This window comes from Variovorax ginsengisoli (assembly GCF_030486595.1).
GTDB lineage: Bacteria > Pseudomonadota > Gammaproteobacteria > Burkholderiales > Burkholderiaceae_C > Variovorax > Variovorax ginsengisoli_B.
The window spans coordinates 224,972-244,606 of record NZ_JAUJZH010000002.1 but is presented as its reverse complement, the minus strand read 5'-3'; the positions used below and the strand labels follow the sequence as shown (position 1 = coordinate 244,606).

The 19,635-nt window shown below is 68.4% G+C and carries 18 protein-coding genes; 11 read left to right on the top strand and 7 right to left on the bottom strand.

All coding sequences use genetic code 11. The features are described from left to right. Position 1: 1 nt before the first annotated feature. The 3 genes from QZH52_RS03670 to QZH52_RS03660 all read right to left on the bottom strand — a co-directional run bounded on the left by QZH52_RS03670 (position 2) and on the right by QZH52_RS03660 (position 2,403). On the bottom strand, positions 2-1,180 hold the full coding sequence (locus QZH52_RS03670; RefSeq protein ID WP_301804060.1) for a metallophosphoesterase: 1,179 nt from the start codon (positions 1,178-1,180) through the stop codon (positions 2-4). A 161-nt stretch (positions 1,181-1,341) separates the two neighbouring features. Next, complete coding sequence (locus QZH52_RS03665) at positions 1,342-1,800, bottom strand: hypothetical protein (RefSeq protein WP_301804057.1); 459 nt, start codon at positions 1,798-1,800, stop codon at positions 1,342-1,344. Between the two features lie 108 nt (positions 1,801-1,908). Continuing rightward, positions 1,909-2,403, bottom strand: a complete 495-nt coding sequence (locus QZH52_RS03660) for a hypothetical protein (protein WP_301804055.1) — start codon at positions 2,401-2,403, stop codon at positions 1,909-1,911. A 245-nt stretch (positions 2,404-2,648) separates the two neighbouring features. On the opposite strand from QZH52_RS03660, the gene QZH52_RS03655 reads away from it, so the two are divergent. Beyond that, a complete protein-coding gene (locus QZH52_RS03655) occupies positions 2,649-3,884 on the top strand; it encodes an MFS transporter (protein ID WP_301804050.1) in 1,236 nt (411 codons plus the stop codon). A gap of 8 nt (positions 3,885-3,892) precedes the next feature. On the opposite strand, the gene gyrB is transcribed toward QZH52_RS03655, so the two are convergent. From gyrB to dnaA, 3 genes are all read right to left on the bottom strand, one after another. Then, the gene (gyrB, locus tag QZH52_RS03650) at positions 3,893-6,517 is read right to left on the bottom strand and encodes a DNA topoisomerase (ATP-hydrolyzing) subunit B (RefSeq protein ID WP_436411533.1); all 2,625 of its coding nucleotides are present in this window, start codon (positions 6,515-6,517) and stop codon (positions 3,893-3,895) included. 141 nt (positions 6,518-6,658) lie between these two features. Continuing rightward, the gene (gene dnaN / locus QZH52_RS03645; RefSeq protein WP_301804043.1) at positions 6,659-7,765 is read right to left on the bottom strand and encodes a DNA polymerase III subunit beta; all 1,107 of its coding nucleotides are present in this window, start codon (positions 7,763-7,765) and stop codon (positions 6,659-6,661) included. 271 nt (positions 7,766-8,036) lie between these two features. Beyond that, positions 8,037-9,416, bottom strand: a complete 1,380-nt coding sequence (gene dnaA / locus QZH52_RS03640; protein ID WP_286519626.1) for a chromosomal replication initiator protein DnaA — start codon at positions 9,414-9,416, stop codon at positions 8,037-8,039. Between the two features lie 336 nt (positions 9,417-9,752). Here dnaA and rpmH point away from each other — a divergent pair, with 336 nt between their 5' ends. The 7 genes from rpmH (at position 9,753) to QZH52_RS03605 (ending at position 15,352) form a co-directional block, all read left to right on the top strand. Further along, positions 9,753-9,887 (top strand): 50S ribosomal protein L34, encoded by a 135-nt coding sequence (rpmH, locus tag QZH52_RS03635; RefSeq protein ID WP_007834827.1) that lies wholly within the window; start codon positions 9,753-9,755, stop codon positions 9,885-9,887. An 81-nt stretch (positions 9,888-9,968) separates the two neighbouring features. Beyond that, positions 9,969-10,355, top strand: coding sequence for a ribonuclease P protein component (locus QZH52_RS03630; protein ID WP_301804618.1), 387 nt, complete (start codon positions 9,969-9,971; stop codon positions 10,353-10,355). Continuing rightward, positions 10,352-10,642, top strand: coding sequence for a membrane protein insertion efficiency factor YidD (gene yidD, locus QZH52_RS03625; RefSeq protein WP_286519627.1), 291 nt, complete (start codon positions 10,352-10,354; stop codon positions 10,640-10,642). The genes QZH52_RS03630 and yidD overlap by 4 nt, the downstream gene beginning before the upstream one ends. Next, positions 10,639-12,423 (top strand): membrane protein insertase YidC, encoded by a 1,785-nt coding sequence (gene yidC / locus QZH52_RS03620; protein ID WP_301803888.1) that lies wholly within the window; start codon positions 10,639-10,641, stop codon positions 12,421-12,423. The genes yidD and yidC overlap by 4 nt, the downstream gene beginning before the upstream one ends. Before the next feature lie 62 nt (positions 12,424-12,485). Continuing rightward, positions 12,486-13,898: a tRNA uridine-5-carboxymethylaminomethyl(34) synthesis GTPase MnmE gene (gene mnmE / locus QZH52_RS03615; RefSeq protein WP_301803885.1), complete on the top strand. Its 1,413-nt coding sequence runs from the start codon at positions 12,486-12,488 to the stop codon at positions 13,896-13,898. An 85-nt stretch (positions 13,899-13,983) separates the two neighbouring features. Beyond that, positions 13,984-14,451 (top strand): Crp/Fnr family transcriptional regulator, encoded by a 468-nt coding sequence (locus tag QZH52_RS03610; protein WP_301803882.1) that lies wholly within the window; start codon positions 13,984-13,986, stop codon positions 14,449-14,451. A gap of 7 nt (positions 14,452-14,458) precedes the next feature. Then, positions 14,459-15,352, top strand: a complete 894-nt coding sequence (locus QZH52_RS03605) for a zinc ribbon domain-containing protein (protein ID WP_301803879.1) — start codon at positions 14,459-14,461, stop codon at positions 15,350-15,352. A 13-nt stretch (positions 15,353-15,365) separates the two neighbouring features. On the opposite strand, the gene QZH52_RS03600 is transcribed toward QZH52_RS03605, so the two are convergent. Further along, positions 15,366-17,351, bottom strand: coding sequence for a cation:proton antiporter (locus QZH52_RS03600; RefSeq protein WP_301803876.1), 1,986 nt, complete (start codon positions 17,349-17,351; stop codon positions 15,366-15,368). Between the two features lie 88 nt (positions 17,352-17,439). Here QZH52_RS03600 and QZH52_RS03595 point away from each other — a divergent pair, with 88 nt between their 5' ends. The 3 genes from QZH52_RS03595 to lptC are packed head-to-tail and all read left to right on the top strand — an operon-like array spanning position 17,440 to position 19,633. Continuing rightward, on the top strand, positions 17,440-18,441 hold the full coding sequence (locus tag QZH52_RS03595) for a KpsF/GutQ family sugar-phosphate isomerase (RefSeq protein WP_301803872.1): 1,002 nt from the start codon (positions 17,440-17,442) through the stop codon (positions 18,439-18,441). Continuing rightward, positions 18,441-18,989 (top strand): KdsC family phosphatase, encoded by a 549-nt coding sequence (locus QZH52_RS03590; protein WP_286510435.1) that lies wholly within the window; start codon positions 18,441-18,443, stop codon positions 18,987-18,989. The genes QZH52_RS03595 and QZH52_RS03590 overlap by 1 nt, the downstream gene beginning before the upstream one ends. Continuing rightward, a complete protein-coding gene (gene lptC / locus QZH52_RS03585) occupies positions 18,986-19,633 on the top strand; it encodes an LPS export ABC transporter periplasmic protein LptC (RefSeq protein ID WP_301803862.1) in 648 nt (215 codons plus the stop codon). The genes QZH52_RS03590 and lptC overlap by 4 nt, the downstream gene beginning before the upstream one ends. Positions 19,634-19,635 lie beyond the last annotated feature (2 nt).

Genomic DNA, 19,635 nt, shown 5'->3' with positions numbered 1-19,635 from the left:
CTCAGGCCCGCAGCAGGCGCAGCAAGGTGATTTCGGAGGGCGCGCCGAAGCGCTTCGGCGGCCCCCAGTAGCCGGTCCCGCGGCTGGTGTAGACCCACATCTCGTGCAGCTTGTGCAGCCCCGCTGTGAACGGCTGCTGCAATGGCACGAACAGGTTCCACGGAAAGAACTGGCCGCCGTGCGTGTGGCCCGACAGCTGCAGGTGGTAGCCTGCTTCGGCGGCCTCGGGTGCGCTGCGCGGCTGATGCGCCAGCAGCACCCGGGTGTGCACCAGCGGGGGCGCATCGGCCAGCGCGCCGTGCGGATCGCTGGCGTGCGCGGCATCGAAATGACCGGCGGTGTAGTCGGTCACCCCGGCCACCAGCAGCGCGCTTTCGAGCACTTCCTCGTCGGTCTGCGCGCCCTTCACGTTGCGGGTCTGGAGCACCACGTGCTCGTTGAGCAGCACGCGAAGGCCGAGGCGCCGGAGTTCGTCGATCCAGGCATGCGCCCCGGCGTAGTACTCGTGGTTGCCGGTCACGACGAAGGTGCCGTGGCGCGCCTTGAGCTGCTGCAGCGGCGCGATGTGGTCGCGCAACTCGGCCACCGTGCCGTCGACCAGGTCGCCGGTGATCGCGATCATGTCGGCGCCGAGTCCGTTGACCGCATTGACGATGCGCTGGATGTAGCCGCGCTTGATGGTCGGCCCCACATGAATGTCGCTGAGCTGCGCGATCGTGAAGCCGCTCAGCGCCGAGGGCAGGTCGCGGATCGGCACGTCGATGCGCACCACGCCCGCCGTCCGGCGCGCGTTCAGCAGGCCGACCAGCGAAGTCGCGCTGGCCATCAGCGGCACGCCGGCCGCGCTCCACAGCTGCCAGCGCGCCCCATCGAGCGTCACCCCGGACACGGACGCACCGAGCCAGCCGAGCAGCAGGCCGGCATCGCGCACCACGGTGAGCACCAGCAACGACGAGAACCAGCCCATGCTGATGAGCCCGATCCATTTCCAGACGTCCGCGAACTGGCGCCGCCGGGACCGCATCCCGACGAAGGGCAGGGGCATGGTGACGGCCGACACGAGCAGTGCCGATCCCAGCAGCGGCCACGCCAAGGGCAGGCCCGCCAGCGCGGGCAGCAGCCGCAGACCGATATAGGCGTGCAGCAGCGTGGTGAGGAGAACGAGGGGACGAAGCGGCATCGGGGCCTAGGAAGACGGGACTGCGCCCGGACACACCATGTGCGAGCGACACGACCCACATTCAAGGTGCGTGCCATGCACGGGCAACCTTGAATTTTCCCATGGACGGCCTCGCGCCGCCTTGAGCATCTTCTGAAAGGGCGCCCGGGCGCTCCCGGACCTCAGGAACGCGGGGCCTGCACGCCGGCGGGCCAGACGAACACGGTCCGCTTCGGCTGCCAGGGCAGCAGCTCGATCTCCTGCGTGAGGGTCTGGCCTCCCCGCGTGGCCTCGACCTGATAGCGGCCCGGCTCGAGCCGGGCCACCAGGAACGGGCCACCCGCTTCGACCTGGCTCAGCAACTCGCGGCCGGATGCATCGCGCACCGTCACGACGACATCGGCGGCCGAGACCTGTCGCGTCCCGTCCTTGACCGCGAACTCGAAGCTGGCCGGCCAGCGAGGCTCGACGCTCTGCATCAGCGCCGCCTCTTCGCTGCTGCCGCCGCCGCCCATGTACTCGATGCCGTTGGCCATGCGGATCGGCGGGTTGTAGACCGCATGCGCCGCCAGCGCACCGGACAGCGCCGCTGCGCCCAATGCCAGGGCAGCCAGCGGCCGCCAGGATCGACCTGTGTTCATCGCGGAATCCTTTGCTCGGGTTGGCGTGAAGGGAGCTTCACGCCGCCACTGTCGGCAAGGCGCCTTAAGCGAACCTGATTTCAGCGCCGGAACGCCGGGCGCCGGGGCTCAGTTGCCGGTGCGCACCGAGGCCTGCTGCTCGGCCCGCGGCAATCCCATCGCGGCGGCGAAATCGACGTTCGACGGCCAGACGAACTGCGCCTTGGCGCTCAGGCCGTTGAACACGGTCAGGGGCTGCTGCAGCGTGATCCCGGCCAGCGTGGCCTCGACCTCGTAGGCGCCGGGATCGAGCCGGGCCAGCATGAACGGCGAGCCGGTGGCGGTCTCCATCACCAGCCGGCCCGAATAGCGGTCGCGCACCACCACCTTGACATCGCTCGGGAACTGGCCGGGCTTGCCTCGGCTGACCGCGAATTCGAAGGTCGCGGCCCAGCGGGGCGCCACCGTCTGCATGAAGGCCGCTTCGGCGCTGCTCTTGCCGCCGCACATGTACTCGATGCCCTGGGCCATGCGGATCGGCGGATTGGTCAGCGCCTGCGCCGAGGTGAACATGCCGAAGATCGCCAGGGCCGCGGCGGAGTGCCAGAAGCGGGTCGGGTTCATTGCTGTGATTTCCTTGCTGAGAAATGGCGGCGAGTTCGCCGGCAATTTTCCTTAGCAAGAGTCGGGCTAGGAATAGCGTTTACGCGCAGTCGCGCCCGTGCCACGCGCCAAGACGACAAAACGCATGAGGTCCAACGGTTTTCATTGTTGGCGTCCCGGAAAAAGAGATGTTCCGCACGGCGCTGCGAGGGCCGCCTCGACGCCGCCAGACTCGACAGCCCACAACAGACGGTGGACTGCCACACATGAACGCCCCCTGCTCCTCCTGCACCGATGCCCTTTCCGAAGCCGCCCCGGACACCTCCCGGTCCGCCTGGCTGGCCGTCGGCTCAATCGCCGTCGGCACCTTCGCGATGGTCACGACCGAATTCCTGCCGATCGGCCTGCTGACCGACATCGGTGCCGGCCTGCAGATCAGCGACGGCACCGCCGGCCTGATGGTCACGATGCCGGGCGTGCTGGCGGCCTTCGCCGGGCCGGCGCTGATCGTCGCCTCCGGCCGCCTGGACCGGCGCACCGTCATGGTGACGCTGACCGCCATGCTGGTGGCGTCGAACCTGCTGGCCGCCTTCGCACCGAATTTCGCGACGATGCTCGTGGCCCGCCTGCTGCTGGGCCTGTGCATCGGCGGCTTCTGGACCTTCGCGCCCAGCGCCGCCACCCAGCTGGTGGCATCCGGCTCGCAGGCGCGCGCCATGTCGCTGGTGCTGGCCGGCGTCTCGGCGGCCACCGTGCTCGGCGTGCCCGCCGGCGCGCTGGTCGGCACCTTGGCTGGCTGGCGCGCCGCCTTCGGGCTCACGGGCGCGCTGGCGGCGGTCGTGCTGGCGATCCAGGTCTGGCTGCTGCCCGCGATGCCGCCGGCCCGCGCCATCCGGCCGCGCGACCTGCTGACGCCGCTGACGCGGCGCATGGCGCAGGTCGGCCTGCTGGCGGTGCTGTTCCTGGTGGCCGGCCATTTCGCCGCCTACACCTACCTCAAGCCGCTGCTGCAGCAGGTCTTCGGGCTCGACGCCAACGGCGTCACGACATTGCTGCTGGCCTACGGCGCGGTCGGCTTCTTCGGCACCTTCGTCGGCGGCACGCTGGTCGCGCGCAGCGTGCGCGCGGCGGCGCTGCTGGCGGCTGTGCTGCTCGCGGCCGCGCTGCTGCTGTCGACGGTGGTGGGCGGCGGCTTCCTGGCCGGCGCCGCGGTGGTGGTCACCTGGGGCATCGCCTTCGGCATGATCCCGGTCGCGCTGACCGGCTGGATGATGGAGGCCGTTCCCGATGCGCCCGAAGCCGGCCAGGCCTTGCTGGTGAGCGGCTTCCAGGTCGCGATCGCCTCGGGCGCCCTGCTTGGCGGCCTCGTGGTCGACGGCTGGGGCATCTCGAGCGCGATGCCGCTCAGCGGTGGGCTGGTGCTGGTGGCCGCCGTCGTCGTGGGCGGGCTGGGGCGGGCGCCCCGGCGCGCGGCGCTGGCCGCCTCGGCCGAGCGCAGCTGAACGAACGCTCAAACGTCGATATTCGCCGCCCGCAGCGCGTTCTGCTCGATGAACTCTCGCCGCGGCTCGACCTCGTCGCCCATCAGCATCGTGAACACGCGATCGGCCTCGATCGCGTCGTCGATCTGCACCCGCAGCAGGCGGCGCACCGCCGGGTCCATCGTGGTTTCCCACAACTGCTCGGGGTTCATCTCGCCCAGACCCTTGTAGCGCTGGCGCGCCGTGGCGTTCTCGGCCTGTCCGATCAGCCAGCGCATCGCCTCGCGGAAGTCGTTGACCTTTTCTTCCTTGGCGCGCTCGCCCTCGCCGCGCTTGACCACCGCACCTTCGCCCAGCAGGTCGCGGAAGGTCTTGGCCGCCTCGGACAAGGCCGCGTAGTCGGCGCCGTGGACGAAGTCCTGCGTCAGCACGCCGCTCTTGATGTTGCCGTGGTGGCGGCGGCTGATGCGGAGCAGCGGCTTGTCGGTGCGGGTGTCGAACTCGCTCGACACGTCCGCCGGCGCGCCGGTGGTGTTGAGTTCGCGCAGCTTGTTCTGCAGTGCCACGGCCGAGGCCTCGGCGCTGGCCGTGGTGTCGAGGTCGAGCGACACGCCGTCGGCGATCGCGCGCAGCGCCGCCGCATCGAGGAACACGCCGAGCCGGGCGATCACGGCTTCGGCCAGCTGGTGCTTGCGCGCCAGTTCGGCCAGGGTGTCGCCGTTGAGCAGGGTCGGACTCGCGCCGCCGGTGGACACGCTCGCATCCTTCAGCGCCACCTTCAGCAGGAAGGCGTCGAGCGCCGGGCCGTCCTTGAGGTACTGCTCTTCCTTGCCGACCTTCACCTTGTAGAGCGGCGGCTGAGCGATGTAGATGTGGCCGCGCTCGACCAGCTCGGGCATCTGCCGGTAGAAGAAGGTCAGCAGCAGGGTCCGGATGTGGGCGCCGTCGACGTCGGCGTCGGTCATGATGATGATCCGGTGGTAGCGCAGCTTGGCGACGTTGAAGTCGTCGGCGCCGCCGCCCGAGGTCGTGGCGCCGGCCCGGCCGATGCCGGTGCCCAGGGCGGTGATCATGGTCAGGATTTCGTTGCTGGTCAGCAGCTTCTCGTAGCGCGCCTTCTCGACGTTCAGGATCTTGCCGCGCAGCGGCAGGATGGCCTGGAACTTCCGGTCGCGGCCCTGCTTGGCGGAACCGCCGGCGGAGTCGCCCTCGACCAGGTAGACCTCGCACAGCGCCGGGTCCTTCTCCTGGCAGTCGGCCAGCTTGCCCGGCAGGCCCATGCCGTCGAGCACGCCCTTGCGGCGCGTCATCTCGCGCGCCTTGCGGGCGGCTTCGCGCGCGCGCGCCGCCTCGACGATCTTGCCGCAGATGATCTTGGCGTCGTTCGGGCGCTCCTGCAGGTAGTCGGTCAGCAGGCGGCCGACGATGTCCTCGACCGGCGCGCGCACCTCGCTCGACACCAGCTTGTCCTTGGTCTGGCTCGAGAACTTGGGCTCGGGCACCTTGACGCTCAGCACGCAGCAAAGGCCTTCGCGCATGTCGTCGCCGGTGACCTCGACCTTGGCCTTCTTGGCGAACTCGTTCTCTTCGATGTACTTGTTGATGACCCGGGTCATCGCGGCCCGCAGGCCGGTCAGGTGGGTGCCGCCGTCACGCTGCGGGATGTTGTTGGTGAAGCACAGCACCTGCTCGTTGTAGCCGCTGTTCCACTGCATCGCGACCTCGACGCCGATGTGCGTGCCCGGAATGCCGCCGTAGGTATCGGCCGGCTTCTCGCCCATCGCGTAGAACACGTTGGGGTGCAGCACCGTCTTGCCCTTGTTGATGAACTCGACGAAGCCCTTGACGCCGCCGGCGCCCGAAAAGTCGTCTTCCTTGCCGGTGCGCTCGTCGATCAGCCGGATCCGCACGCCGTTGTTCAGGAAACTGAGCTCGCGCAGGCGCTTGCTGAGGATCTCGTAGTGGAAGTCGGCGTTTTCCTTGAAGATCTCGTTGTCGGGCAGGAAGTGCACCTCGGTGCCGCGCTTCTCGGTCTCGCCGATGACCTTCATCGGCGACACCTCGACGCCGCTCACCGTCTCGACGATGCGGTTCTGCACGAAGCCCTTGCTGAACTCGAGCGTGTGGACCTTGCCCTCGCGCCGCACCGTCAGGCGCAGCATCTTGCTGAGCGCGTTGACGCAACTCACGCCGACCCCGTGCAGGCCGCCCGACACCTTGTAGCTGTTCTGGTTGAACTTGCCGCCCGCGTGCAGTTCGGTCAGCGCGATCTCGGCCGCCGAGCGCTTCGGCTCGTGCTTGTCGTCCATCTTGACGCCGGTCGGGATGCCCCGGCCGTTGTCGGTCACGGACACCGAGTTGTCGGTGTGGATCGTGACCACGATGTCGTCGCAGTAGCCGGCCAGCGCCTCGTCGATCGAGTTGTCGACCACCTCGAACACCAGGTGGTGCAGGCCGGTGCCGTCCGAGGTGTCGCCGATGTACATGCCCGGGCGCTTGCGCACTGCCTCCAGCCCTTCGAGGATCGTGATGGAGCCTTCGCCATAGGAGGTGTCGCCGGCCGGTGTCACCTCGATCGGAATCGCGCTGTCGATCTCAGGGGTGTAAACCGGCTCGGTGTGCGGCACTTCCGGCTTGTTTTCTTCGCTCATCAGACTCTTTCTCGTCGGGACCCGAGGGTCCCGAAATTTTCGGGAGATACCGCGGAACCGGCTTTTCCGGGCCGCAGGTATCGCCCCCTGCAAGGGGGTGGGCGGCTACACGAAGTGAGCCAACCTGGGGGTGTGCAAAGTCCTCTAAATCCGCATCGGCATGACGACGTACTTGAACGACGCGTTCTCGGGAATCGTCATCAGCACCGAGCTGTTGGAGTCCGCCAGGTCCAGCTTCACCATGTCCTGGCTCATGTTGGCCAGGGCATCGATCAGGTAGGTCACGTTGAAGCCGATCTCGATCGCGTCGCCGCCGTAGTCGATGTCGAGTTCGTCCTGCGCCTCTTCCTGCTCGGCGTTGTTCGAGGCGATGCGCAAGGTGCCGGGCTCGATGTTGAGCCGCACGCCCTTGAACTTCTCGCTGGTCAGGATCGCGGTGCGCTGCAGGCTGGCCAAGAGCGGTGCGCGACCCAGCGTGACCGTGTTCTTGTGGGTCTTCGGGATCACGCGGTTGTAGTCGGGGAACTTGCCCTCGACCAGCTTGGTGACGAACTCCATGCCGCCGAAGCTGAACTTGGCCTGGTTGTTGGCGAACTGCATCTCGATCGCGCCTTCGGCGTCGGACAGCAGGCGCTGCATTTCGAGCACGGTCTTGCGCGGCAGGATCACTTCCTGGCGCGGCACCTCGACGTCGAGCGTGGCCGACGCGAAGGCCAGCCGGTGGCCGTCGGTCGCGACCAGGCTCAGCTGCTTGCCTTCGGCAACGAACAGGATGCCGTTGAGGTAGTAGCGGATGTCGTGCACCGCCATCGCGAACGACACCTGGCCCAGCAGGTCCTTCAGGGTCTTCTGCGGCACGCTGAACACCGGGCCGAAATTGGCCGACTCCTGCACCAGCGGGAAGTCTTCGGCCGGCAGCGACTGCAGGGTGAAGCGGCTCTTGCCGCCCTTGAGTACCAGCTTGCTCGCGCTCGATTCGAGGCTCACGGTCTGGTCGGCCGGCATGGTGCGCAGGATGTCGATCAGCTTGCGGGCGCCGATGGTGGTCGTGAAGTTGCCTTCGTCGCCGCCGAGCTCGGCATGGGTGCGGATCTGGATCTCGAGGTCGCTGGTGGTGAGCTGCAACTGGCCGCCGGTCTTGCGGATCAGCACGTTGGCCAGGATCGGCAGCGTATGGCGGCGCTCGACGATGCCCGTGACTGACTGCAGCGCGGCAAGGACTTTGTCCTGGGTAGCCTTCAAAACGATCATTGTCTTACCTCTTCCTTATTTCTTTAATTCAAATTAGTAGTAGTAGATAAGGGACGCACTGTGCTGTGGACAGCGTCGTTTTCCGCTTTCGTGACAGGCACTTGGCGCTGCCGGACGGCTGTGCGCAGCCCTGCTTCGGGGCTGTCGCGCCAGGGCGCACAACTTCGGCGCGCAGCGCCCGCCTGTGGACAAACCCTTTCTTGTGCCGGAACTGTCCCCAGAGTTGTCCTTTGACAGGGGTCGATGGTGATGGCTGAACCGCACGCATCGCTCAGCCCTTCAGGGTCTGCTCCAGCACGTGCAACTGCTGATTGAGCTCGGTGAGCTGCTGCCGCTCGCCCGAGATCTTGCGCACCGCATGCAGCACCGTGGTGTGGTCGCGGCCACCGAACAGCTCGCCGATCTCGGGCAGGCTCTTCTGGGTCAGCTCCTTGGCCAGGTACATCGCGATCTGGCGCGGCCGGGCGATCGAGGCCGGCCGCTTCTTCGAGTACATGTCGGCGACCTTGATCTTGTAGTAGTCGGCCACCGTCTTCTGGATGTTCTCGACCGAGATCTGCCGGTTCTGGATCGACAGCAGGTCGCGCAGCGCCTCGCGCGCCAGGGCGATCGAGATCTCTTTCTGGTTGAAGCGAGAGTAGGCGAGGATCTTGCGCAGCGCGCCTTCGAGCTCGCGTACGTTGGAACGCACGTTCTTGGCGACGAAGAAGGCGACCTCTTCGGGCATCTCGGCGCTCTCGGCGCGCGCCTTGTTGATGAGAATCGCGACGCGCATCTCGAGCTCGGGCGGCTCGATCGCGACCGTCAGCCCCGAGTCGAAGCGCGAGACCAGCCGCTCGTGGATGTCCGCCAGGCCCTTGGGATAGGTGTCGCTGGTCATCACGATGTGCGACTTCTTGGCCAGCAGCGCCTCGAAGGCATTGAAGAACTCTTCCTGCGTGCGGTCCTTGTTGGCGAAGAACTGGACGTCGTCGATCAGCAGCAGGTCGAGCGAGTGGTAGCGTTCCTTGAACTCGTCGAAAGTCTTGCGTTGATACGCTTTGACCACATCCGAGACGAATTGCTCGGCGTGGATGTAGAGAACTTTGGATTCGGGGCGGTCGGCCAGCAGGCGGTTGCCCACCGCGTGCATCAGGTGGGTCTTGCCGAGGCCGACCCCGCCATAGATGAAAAGCGGGTTGTAGAGGTGGCCCGGCATGCCGGCCACGTGCATCGCAGCGGCACGCGCCATGCGGTTCGCGGTGCCTTCGACCAGGGTGTCGAAAGTGAGGCCCGAGTTGAGCCGATTCTTGAATGCGGCGGCGGCCAGGTCCTCGCCCGAAGGCACCATTTCGCGCGGCACATCGGTTTCAGACACGATCGCCATCGATGCTGGCCGGCTGGCTATTTCCCGAGGAGCGAGCGCTAACTCAATGATGACTGGCTGGCCATAGAGCTTCTCGGCCATCGAGGCGATCTTGCCGGCGTACTGGGCCCGGATCCAGTCGAGTTTGAAGCGGTTGGCCACGAACACCGTGACCCGCGACAGATCGTCCGTGACCTTCGCGGTCAGGGGCTTGATCCAGGTGTTGAACTGCTGTTCGGACAGTTCCTGTGCGAGCTGGTCGACACAGGCCTGCCAGAGGCTGTCACCGATGCCTTCACCCGGCATGGGCGCTCTGAAAAGTGGTTTGTCCCTCAGCCATTCTCTCGTCTTGGTATTGTGGATAGTCGCACCCGCGATGCGCCCTGGATTCTAACTTGTCAAAACCTTATCCACATGGTCTCCACGGTCGCGGAAACGCCCGCGAACCAACCGGCCATTGTGGCGCAACCGAAACTTTGCGATAATCGCGGGTTTCCCTGAAAACCTTCTTTGTGTGTTTCGGGGTATTCGCATCATCGCGCCTCGCCGGGACCTTCCGGTTGCGCGGTAGAGACCAGTCCCCGGCCCCTCGAGGCCCGGAGGCTCAAAACGCCGGCCCAGCCGGTGAATCAGGAAATCATCATGAAACGCACGTATCAAGCATCGAAAGTCCGCCGCGCCCGTACCCACGGCTTCCTGGTCCGCATGAAGACCCGCGGCGGCCGCGCCGTGATCAACGCACGCCGCGCCAAGGGCCGCAAGCGCCTGGCCGTCTAAGGTCAGACACTTTCGCCGGCTCCGTTGCCAGTCGACCCGCTGCCGCCCTCACCGTTCGACGGCGTCCCGCGGTTGGCTTCCATGCAGCGGCTCAAGACCCGCGCGCAGTTCCAGGCCGTCCTCGCAGGTGCCACCGTGGCGCGCACAGCCCACTTCGCACTGCACCGCTGCGCGCTCGACGCGCCGGGCGGGGCTGCGCCGCTGTTCGCCTCCGAAGATGTCTGGCTGGGCGCCATGGTTCCCAAGCGCTGGGCCCGTCGGGCGGTCACCCGCAACGCGATCAAACGCCAGATCTACACCGTGAGCGCTGCCGTCGCCGAGTCGCTTCCGCGCGCGGCGCACGTGGTGCGCCTGCGTGCGGCCTTCGATCGCAAGCAATTCGTCAGCGCGTCGTCCGACGCGCTCAAGGCCGCCGTCCGCACCGAACTCCAGCAGCTGCTGGCGCGGGCCGGGGCGGCGCGCGCATGATGCGGCGCCTGCTGATCGCCCTGGTCAAGGGCTACCGGCTGCTGCTGAGCCCCTGGCTCGGGCAGTCGTGCCGCTTCGAGCCGACCTGCTCCGTCTACGCGATCGGCGCGCTCGAGCAGCACGGCGCCGCCAAGGGCAGCTACCTGACACTGCACCGCATCGCGCGCTGCCAGCCCTGGTGCCAGGGCGGCCACGATCCGGTGCCTCCAAAGACACAGCGACCGGCGCCCAGGCGCGGGTCGCTGTTCGCCTTTCTCTCCCCCGACGACAAGAAGTCTTCTTCATGAACGATATCCGCCGCACCATCTTGTGGGTGATTTTTGGTTTCTCGCTGGTGTTGCTGTGGGACCAATGGCAGGTCTACAACGGCCACAAGCCGACCTTCCTGCCCTCGGCCAAGACCGCCGCCCCCGCCGATTCGTCGGCGCCGCCCGCGGCCAGCGCCAGCGGCGTCCCGGCGGCTGCCGCACCGGCGGCCGGTGCGGTCCCGGTGCAGGGCTCGGCGCCCGCCATCGGCGAGAGAGTCACGGTGTCCACCGACGTCTTCAAGGCGACCATCGACGGGGAAGGCGGCACCCTGTCCGAACTGCAGCTGCTCCAGTTCCTCGACCAGACCAACCATGGCGGCCTGGTCGAATGGGCCCGCCGCCTGGTCGGCCTGCCGGTGCCGCAGAACGAGGTCCACCCGGTGCTGCTGATGGAGAACGGCTCGCCCGCCACCCGCTACGTGGCCCAGACCGGCCTGCTGAACACGGTGGACACCGGCGACCGCTTCCCGAACCACCTGAGCCTGATGACGGCACGCCCCGGCCCGCGCGAACTGGCCGAAGGCCAGAACAAGCTCGAAGTCGTGTTCGAGTCGCAGCCCGTGGGCGGCATCAAGTACGTCAAGACCTACGTGTTCCAGCGCGGCGACTACACGATCCGCGTCAATCACCAGGTCGTCAACGTCAGCGACAAGCCGCGCGACGCCCAGCTCTACCTGCAGTTCACGCGCCACGGCACGGTCGCCGCCGGCACCATGTTCGGCACCAACACCTTCACCGGCCCGGCCATCTACACCGAGCAGAAGAAGTTCCAGAAGATCGACTTCAGCGCCATCACCAAGGGCAAGGTCGAACTGCCCGCGCCGGCAGACAACGGCTGGGTGGCGATGGTCCAGCACTACTTCGTCTCGGCCTGGCTGCTCAACGTGCCGGGCAGCGACACCATCAAGCGCGAGTTCCGGGTCGCCGACCTCGGCAACAACCTGTTCTCGGTCGCGATGGTGCTGAAGCTGCCCGAGCTCGCACCGGGCGCCTCGCAGACGATCGACAGCAACCTGTTCGCCGGCCCCGAGGAAGAGAAGAAGCTCGAGGCGATCGCCACCGGCCTCGACCTGGTCAAGGACTACGGCATCTTCGCGATCATCTCCAAGCCGCTCTACTGGCTGCTCAACAAGCTGCACGGCATCCTCGGCAACTGGGGCTGGTCGATCGTCGCGCTGGTGGTGCTGCTGAAGGCGGCGTTCTACTGGCTCAACGCCAAGGCCTACGCGAGCATGGCCAAGATGAAGGCCATCAATCCGAAGATCATGGAGATGCGCGAGCGGCTCAAGGACAAGCCGCAGGAGATGCAGCAGGAGATGATGCGCATCTACCGCGAGGAGAAGGTCAACCCTATGGGAGGCTGCTTCCCGATCGTGATCCAGATCCCGGTGTTCATCGCGCTCTACTGGGTGCTGCTGTCGTCGGTCGAGATGCGCCACGCCCCGTGGATCCTCTGGATCCATGACCTCTCGGCACCGGACCCCTGGTTCATCCTGCCGGTGGTGATGACCGCCACCTCGCTGTTCCAGACCTGGCTCAACCCGACCCCGCCGGACCCGATGCAGGCCAAGCTGATGTGGATCATGCCGCTGGCCTTCAGCGTGATGTTCATCTTCTTCCCGGCCGGCCTGGTGCTCTACTGGATCACCAACAACGTGCTGTCGATCGCGCAGCAGTGGTTCATCAACAAGCGCCTGGGCGTGCTGGGAAATCCGCCCAAGAAGCCGAAGGCGCCGATCCTGGCGAAGCCGGGCAAGTAAGGCTTCAGCCACTGACCCGAAGGGCCGCGAAAGCGGCCCTTTTTACTGGAAGAATCGTTCCCATGCTCGCCCGCACTGCCGACCCGATCGTTGCCATCGCCACCGCCTCCGGCCGCGGGTCGGTCGGGATCGTGCGCGTCTCCGGGCGCGAGCTGGCGCCGCTGATCGACGCGCTCTGCGGCCGTGCACTGAAGCCGCGGGAGGCCAGTTACCTTCCCTTCCGCGATGCCGACGGCTCGCCGATCGACCGCGGCCTGGCGCTGCACTTTCCGGCCCCGCATTCCTTCACCGGCGAGGACGTGTTCGAACTCCAGGCCCATGGCGGCACGGTGGTGCTGCAGCTGCTGCTGGCGCGCTGCTTGGCGGCGGCCGCCGAGACCGATCCGGCGACCGGCCGGCCGCGCTTGGCGGGCCTGCGGGTGGCCGAGCCCGGCGAGTTCAGCCAGCGCGCCTTCCTCAACGGCAAGATCGACCTGGCGCAGGCCGAGGCGATCGCCGACCTGATCGACGCCAGCACCGAAGCCGCGGCGCGCAGCGCCAGCCGGTCGCTGTCGGGCGCCTTCTCCGACGAGATACACACCTTGCTCGAGGCCTTGGTGCGCCTGCGCATGCTGGTCGAGGCGACGCTCGACTTTCCCGACGAGGAGATCGACTTCCTGCAGGAGGCCGACGCCGCGGGCCAGTTGGTGGCGCTGCAATCCCAGCTGGCCGCGGTGCAGCAGCGGGCCCGCCAGGGCGCCCTGCTGCGCGAGGGCATCAAGGTCGTGATCGCCGGCCAGCCGAATGCCGGCAAGAGCTCGCTGCTGAATGCGCTGGCGGGCGCCGAGCTGGCGATCGTCAGCGCGGTCGCGGGCACCACCCGCGACGTGGTCTCGCAGACCATCCAGATCCAGGGCGTTCCGCTGCATGTCGTCGACACCGCCGGCCTGCGCGACAGCGTCGACGAAGTCGAGCAGATCGGCATCGCCCGCGCCTGGAGCCAGATCGAAGGGGCCGACGCGGTGCTGTTCCTGCACGACCTGACCCGCAGTGCGGCCCCTGCCTATGCACAGGCCGATGCCGAAATCGCTGGCCTCCTGGCCAGCCGGCTGCCCGCCAGCGTGCCGGTGATCGATGTCTGGAGCAAGCTCGACGCGCTGCCCGCCACGCAGCCGCCGCCCGACAGCGGCGTCAGCCTGTCGGCGCGCACCGGGGCCGGCATCGAAACCCTGCGTCGCCGACTGCTCGAGGTCGCCGGCTGGCAGGCGGTTCCGGAAGGCGTCTACCTGGCGCGGGCCCGCCACGTGCAGGCGCTGTCGCGGGTCGAGGAGCACATCGCCCTGGCGACCGCCCACCTGGCAGCCCATGCCCAGTTGCTCGACCTGCTGGCCGAAGAGCTGCGGCTGGCGCAGAACGCACTGAACGAAATCACCGGCGAGTTCGGCGCCGACGACCTGCTCGGCGTGATCTTTTCCCGCTTCTGCATCGGCAAGTAAGCGAGAGTGTGTCATTCTGTGACATCTGTCACCACAGATTTGGCCTTTCGCAGATACTTCCGACGCACAGCAGGACAAACGAACGATGTCATCCAGCATTCAGGATCTTTGCCGCGCGATCGCCCAGAACACCAGCTACGACGCCTTTGCGCCGGCGCTCAATTCGCTGCAATGGGAAACGGTGGCTGCCTATCTGCAGCCCTTCGACCTCGCCGCGGGCCAGGTGCTGATCGACCAGGGCGCCCAGGACCGCACGGTCTTCTTCATCGAGAGCGGCGCACTCAGCGTGCACCTGATCGGCGACAAGGGCCAGATGCAGCTGGCGATCCTGAATCCGGGCTCGGTGGTCGGCGAAGGCTCCTTCTTCTCGCGCGCACCGCGTTCGGCCAACGTGGTCGCCACCGGGGCGGCCCGGGTCTGGCGACTGACCGGGATCCGCTTCGCCGAACTGTCGAACCGGCAGCCCAACCTGGCCCTGGAGCTCACGATGGGGCTCGGCGCCGTGATCGCCAAGCGTCTGGTGAACAAGCAGAAGCGGGTGGCGGTGACCTGAGCGCACGATGACCCTGGTGTGCGCGGACTGCCGCACGGACAACCGTGACGGCGCCAAGTTCTGCAAGGGCTGCGGACGGAGGCTGGTCGCGCTGACCGCACCGCAACCGGCCGCCCTGCCCGGCGCCGAAGCGGAATGGCCCGCCACCCAGCGCATGGCGAGGGACGTGGAGCTTCCGCCGCCGCTGCCGACCCCCCGTCCCCGTCGACCGGCCACCCCCTCCAACGGGAAGGCGACCCCTCGCGACGCGCCGCCCGCGCCCCGGAAGCATCCGCTGCGAGCCACCGCACCGCCGCGCCCGAACCCGCTACGCACGGCCGTGATCGGCTTGGCGGCCGTGGGTCTGGTGGTGGCGCTGGCCGCCTGGTTGCTCTCGTCCGGTTCGCCGCCACCGGTGGCGGTTTCAGGGCCCGCTTCGCCGGCGGCTACGCCGGCACCGCCGGCGCCGGCCCCGGTCGAGGCAGCTGTGCCCGCTGCGCCCACGCCTCCGGCCGAGCCGCAGCCGCAGCCGCAGCCGCAGGCCGAGGCCCCGGCGCCAGAGCCCGTCGCCAGCGCGCCTGTTGCAGAGGCGCCGCCGCCGGCGCCATCGGCCCAGGCGGTCGCGCCACCAGCCGCCCCCGCCAGGCCCAGCGCGCCAAAACCTCGCAAGCCGGCAGCGCCGGCGGCCACTGCGGCGCCCGTGGCCGCCGCGCCTGCGCCGCAACCGGAACCCGCGCCAGCCCCGCCGCCCCCGCCCGCGAACCCGCAGGCGCAATGCGCCGGCCTGAACTTCATCGCCCGCGCCCAGTGCATGGCCGCGCAGTGCGCCAGGGCGGAATTCAGGACAACGGCCCAGTGCGACGTGGTCCGTCGACAACAGCAGATCGAGGAAGAAAAGCGCAACCCGACGCTGCTGAACTGAGCGGTCCCCGCGCTCAGCCCTTCTGCAGCTTGTCGATCGCCACCGCCAGCGCGCCGGGCTTGCCCGACAACACCAGCGTGTCGCCATCGGCCAGCACCGTGTCGTCGTCGGCATCGGCGGCCTTGCCGTCGCGCCGGCGCAGGCTCGCCACCCGCACGTCCAGCCCCCCCAGCGCCAGCCTGGCCAGCGGCTGGCCGATGGCGCGCGCCCCGGCCGTCAAGGTGAAGGTGTTGAGGCGCTCGTGGTCGATCTCGTCGGCGTTGTCGTCGTCAGCGCCGTGGAAATAGCCGCGCAGCAGGTTGTAGCGTGCATCGCGCTGGTCCTGGACGACGCGGATCACGCGCCGCATCGGCACCCCGACCAGCGCCAGCGCATGGCTGGCCAGCATCAGCGAGCCCTCGATCGCCTCCGGCACCACCTCGGTCGCGCCGGCCGCCTGCAGCTTCTCGAGGTCGCGGTCGTCCTGGGTGCGCACGATCACCGGCACCTGCGGCGCATGGGCGCGTGCGTTGGCCAGCACCTTCAGCGCGCCCGGCACGTCCTGGTAGGTCACGACCAGGGCGCTGGCGCGCGCGAGGCCGGCCGCCATCAGCGCCTGCAGCCGGGACGCGTCGCCGAACACCACCGAATCGCCGGCCGCCGCCGCCTGCCGGACCCGGTCCGGATCGAGGTCCAGCGCCAGGTAGGGGATGCCCTCGCGCTCCAGCATCCGCGCCAGGTTCTGGCCGCAGCGCCCGTAGCCGCAGATGATCACGTGGCGTGCCGTGTTGATCGTCTTGCGGGCGATCGTGGTCATCTGCAGCGACTGCTGCAGCCAGTCGCTGGCCACCAGTTTGCGCACGATCCGGTTGCTGTACATGATGATGAAGGGGGTCGACAGCATCGACAGCACCATCGAGGCCAGCACCGGATTCGCCAGCCACGCCGGCAGCAGGTCCTGGCCCTGGGCCAGCGCCAGCAGCACGAAGCCGAACTCGCCGGCCTGCGCCAGGTAGAGGCCGGTGCGCAGCGAGACGCCGGCCGTGGCGCCCAGGGCCCGCGCCAGTGCCGTCACCAGCACCAGCTTGAAGGCCAGCGGCAGCAGCAGCAGTGCCGCCACCAGCGCCCAGCGCTCGACCACCACGTGCCAGTCGAGCGACATGCCGATGGTGATGAAGAAGAGCCCGAGCAGCACGTCGTGGAACGGCCGGATGTCGGTCTCGACCTGGTGCTTGAACTCGGTCTCCGACACCAGCATGCCGGCGACGAAGGCGCCCAGCGCCAGGCTCAGGCCGGCGAGCTCGGTCAGCCAGGCCAGGCCGAGCGTGACCAGCAGCAGATTGAGCATGAACAGCTCCTCGCTGCGCCGGCGCGCGACCAGCGTGAGCCACCAGCGCATCACGCGCGGCCCGCCATACAGCAGCACGCCGATCAGGAAGCCGGCCTTCAGCAGCGCGAAGCTGAGCGCCTTCAGCAAGGTCTCGGGCGGGGCGCCGAGCGCCGGGATCAGCACCAGCAGCGGCACCACCGCCAGGTCCTGGAACAGCAGCACGCCCATCACCCGCTTGCCATGCTCGCTGTCGATCTCCAGCCGCTCCGCCATCAGCTTGACGACGATCGCCGTGCTGCTCATCGTGAGTGCGCCCGAAAAGACCAGCGCGGCCTGCCAGTGCAGCCGCCAGGCCGGCGGCAGCCAGTGCGAAAGCAGCAGCGCACCGGCGGTGGCCACCGAGATGGTCAGCATCACCTGCAGCAGGCCGAGCCCGAACACGTGGCGGCGCATCGCCCGCAGCTTGGGCAGGCTGAACTCGAGCCCGATGACGAACATCAGGAAGACGACGCCGAATTCGCCCAGGTGGCGGATGCCCTCGGAGTTCTGCGCCAGGGCCAGCGCATGGGGTCCGATCAGCACCCCGGCCGAGAGGTAGCCGAGCATCGGCGGCAGCCGCAGCAGGCGGCAGACAACCACGCCGATCACCGCAGCGAGCAAATACATCAGCGTCAGATCGAGCGAGGACATGCCCGCATGCTAGCAACACGCCTGCCCGCTTCCGGCCCCATTTCATCCCCATTGGGGACTCGGCACGACCGGCCGATAAAATCCGCCGATGAGCTCCCGCCCCCCCGCGACCCCCGCCGTCGATCCCGACGCCCTGCTGGCGCGCGCGCGCGTCACTTTCGACATCGAGGCGGCGGCGGTGCTCGGCCTCAAGGAGCGGCTCGGTCCGAGCTTTCCTGCCGCGGTGCAAAAGATCCTCGACGTTCGCGGCCGCGTGGTCGTGATGGGCATGGGCAAGAGCGGCCATGTCGGCCGCAAGATCGCCGCCACCCTGGCCTCGACCGGCACGCCGGCGATGTTCGTGCATCCGGCCGAAGCCAGCCATGGCGACCTCGGCATGATCAAGGCGGTCGACCTGGTGCTGGCGATCTCCAACAGCGGCGAAGTCGAGGAACTCACCACCATCCTGCCCGTGGTCAAGCGCCAGGGCGTGCCGCTGATCGCGATCACCGGCCGCAGCGACTCGACGCTGGCGCGCCATGCCGACATCGTGCTCGACAGCGGCGTCGAGAAGGAAGCCTGCCCGCTGAACCTCGCGCCGACCGCCAGCACCACCGCCCAGATGGCGATGGGCGATGCGCTCGCGGTGGCGCTGCTCGACGCCCGCGGCTTCGGCACCGAGGACTTCGCCCGCTCGCATCCGGGCGGCGCGCTGGGCCGCAAGCTGCTGACCCACGTCAGCGACGTCATGCGCTCGGGCGACGAGGTGCCGCGCGTGGCTCCCGGGGCGAGCCTGAGCGAGATCATGCGCGAGATGAGTGCCAAGGGGCTCGGCGCCACCGCGGTGGTCGGCCCCGACGGCCGCGCGATCGGCATCTTCACCGACGGCGACCTGCGGCGCCAGGTCGAGACCGGCGCCGACCTGCGCGCCCTCACCGCCGCCGACGTCATGCATGCCGGGCCGCGCACCTTGCGCGCCGACGCGCTGGCCGCCGAGGCCGCCGACCTGATGGAGCAGCATCGCATCACCAGCGTGCTGGTGGTCGACGCGGCCGGGCTGCTGATCGGCGCGCTCAGCATCAACGACCTGATGCGCGCGAAGGTCATCTGATGGGCGTCGAATTCAGCCCCGAGACCCTGCTCGCCGCCCAGGACATCCGGATCGCCTTCTTCGACATCGACGGCGTGCTGACCGATGGCGGGGTCTATTTCACCGAGCACGGCGAAACCCTCAAGCGCTTCAGCATCCTCGACGGCTACGGCCTCAAGCTGCTGCGCAGCGCCGGCATCACGCCTGCCGTCATCACCGGCCGCGACTCCAAGCCGCTGCGCGTGCGGCTCGAGGCGCTCGGCATCGCGCACGTGCGCTACGGCACCGAAGACAAGCTGCCGGCCGCCGAGGCGATGCTGGCCGAACTGGGCTTCGACTGGTCGCAGGCTGCCGCGATCGGCGACGACTGGCCTGACCTGCCGGTGCTGTCGCGCGTCGCCTTCGCGGCCGCGCCGGCCAATGCCCATGCCGAGGTGCGCGCCATCGCCCGCCACGTCACCGCCGCGCGCGGCGGCGAGGGTGCGGCACGCGAATTCTGCGACCTGCTGCTGACCGCCGGCGGCCACTACCGCCGCCTGCTGGACCGCGCGCGAGGCCGGGCCGAATGAAGTCCGCGTGGCGCGTGCTGCGCGATGCCTTCGACCGGCTGACCATCTACCTGCCGATCATCCTGACGGCGGTGCTCGCGCTGGGCACCTACTGGCTGGTTCGCAACGCGCCCGAGATGCTCACGCCGCAGCCGGCCGAAGCGCCGACGCACGAGCCCGACTACTTCATGCGCGGCTTCTCGGTGAAGAACTTCCAGCCCAACGGCGACCTGCGCACCGAAGTCTTCGGCAAGGAGGGCCGGCACTACCCGGACACCGACACGCTCGAGGTCGACCAGGTGCGCTGGCGCTCGATATCGCCGGTCGGGCTGGTCACGCACGGCTCGGCCGATCGCGGCGTGTCCAACGGCGACGGCACCGAGATCCAGCTGTTCGGCAATGCGATCGTGATCCGCGACGCCGCCAAGGCGGCCGACGGCACGATGCTGCCGCGCCTCGAATTCCGCGGCGAGTTCCTGCACGCCTTCATCGACACCGAACGCGTGAAGTCCAACAAGCCGGTCACGCTGATCCGCGGGTCCGACAAGTTCACCTCCGATGCGATGGACTACGACAGCCTGACCGGCATCGCCAATCTCCAGGGCCGGGTGCACGGCCTGATCATGCCGCCGCCTTCGGCCGTGGCGCCGGCACCGAAGCGCTGAGT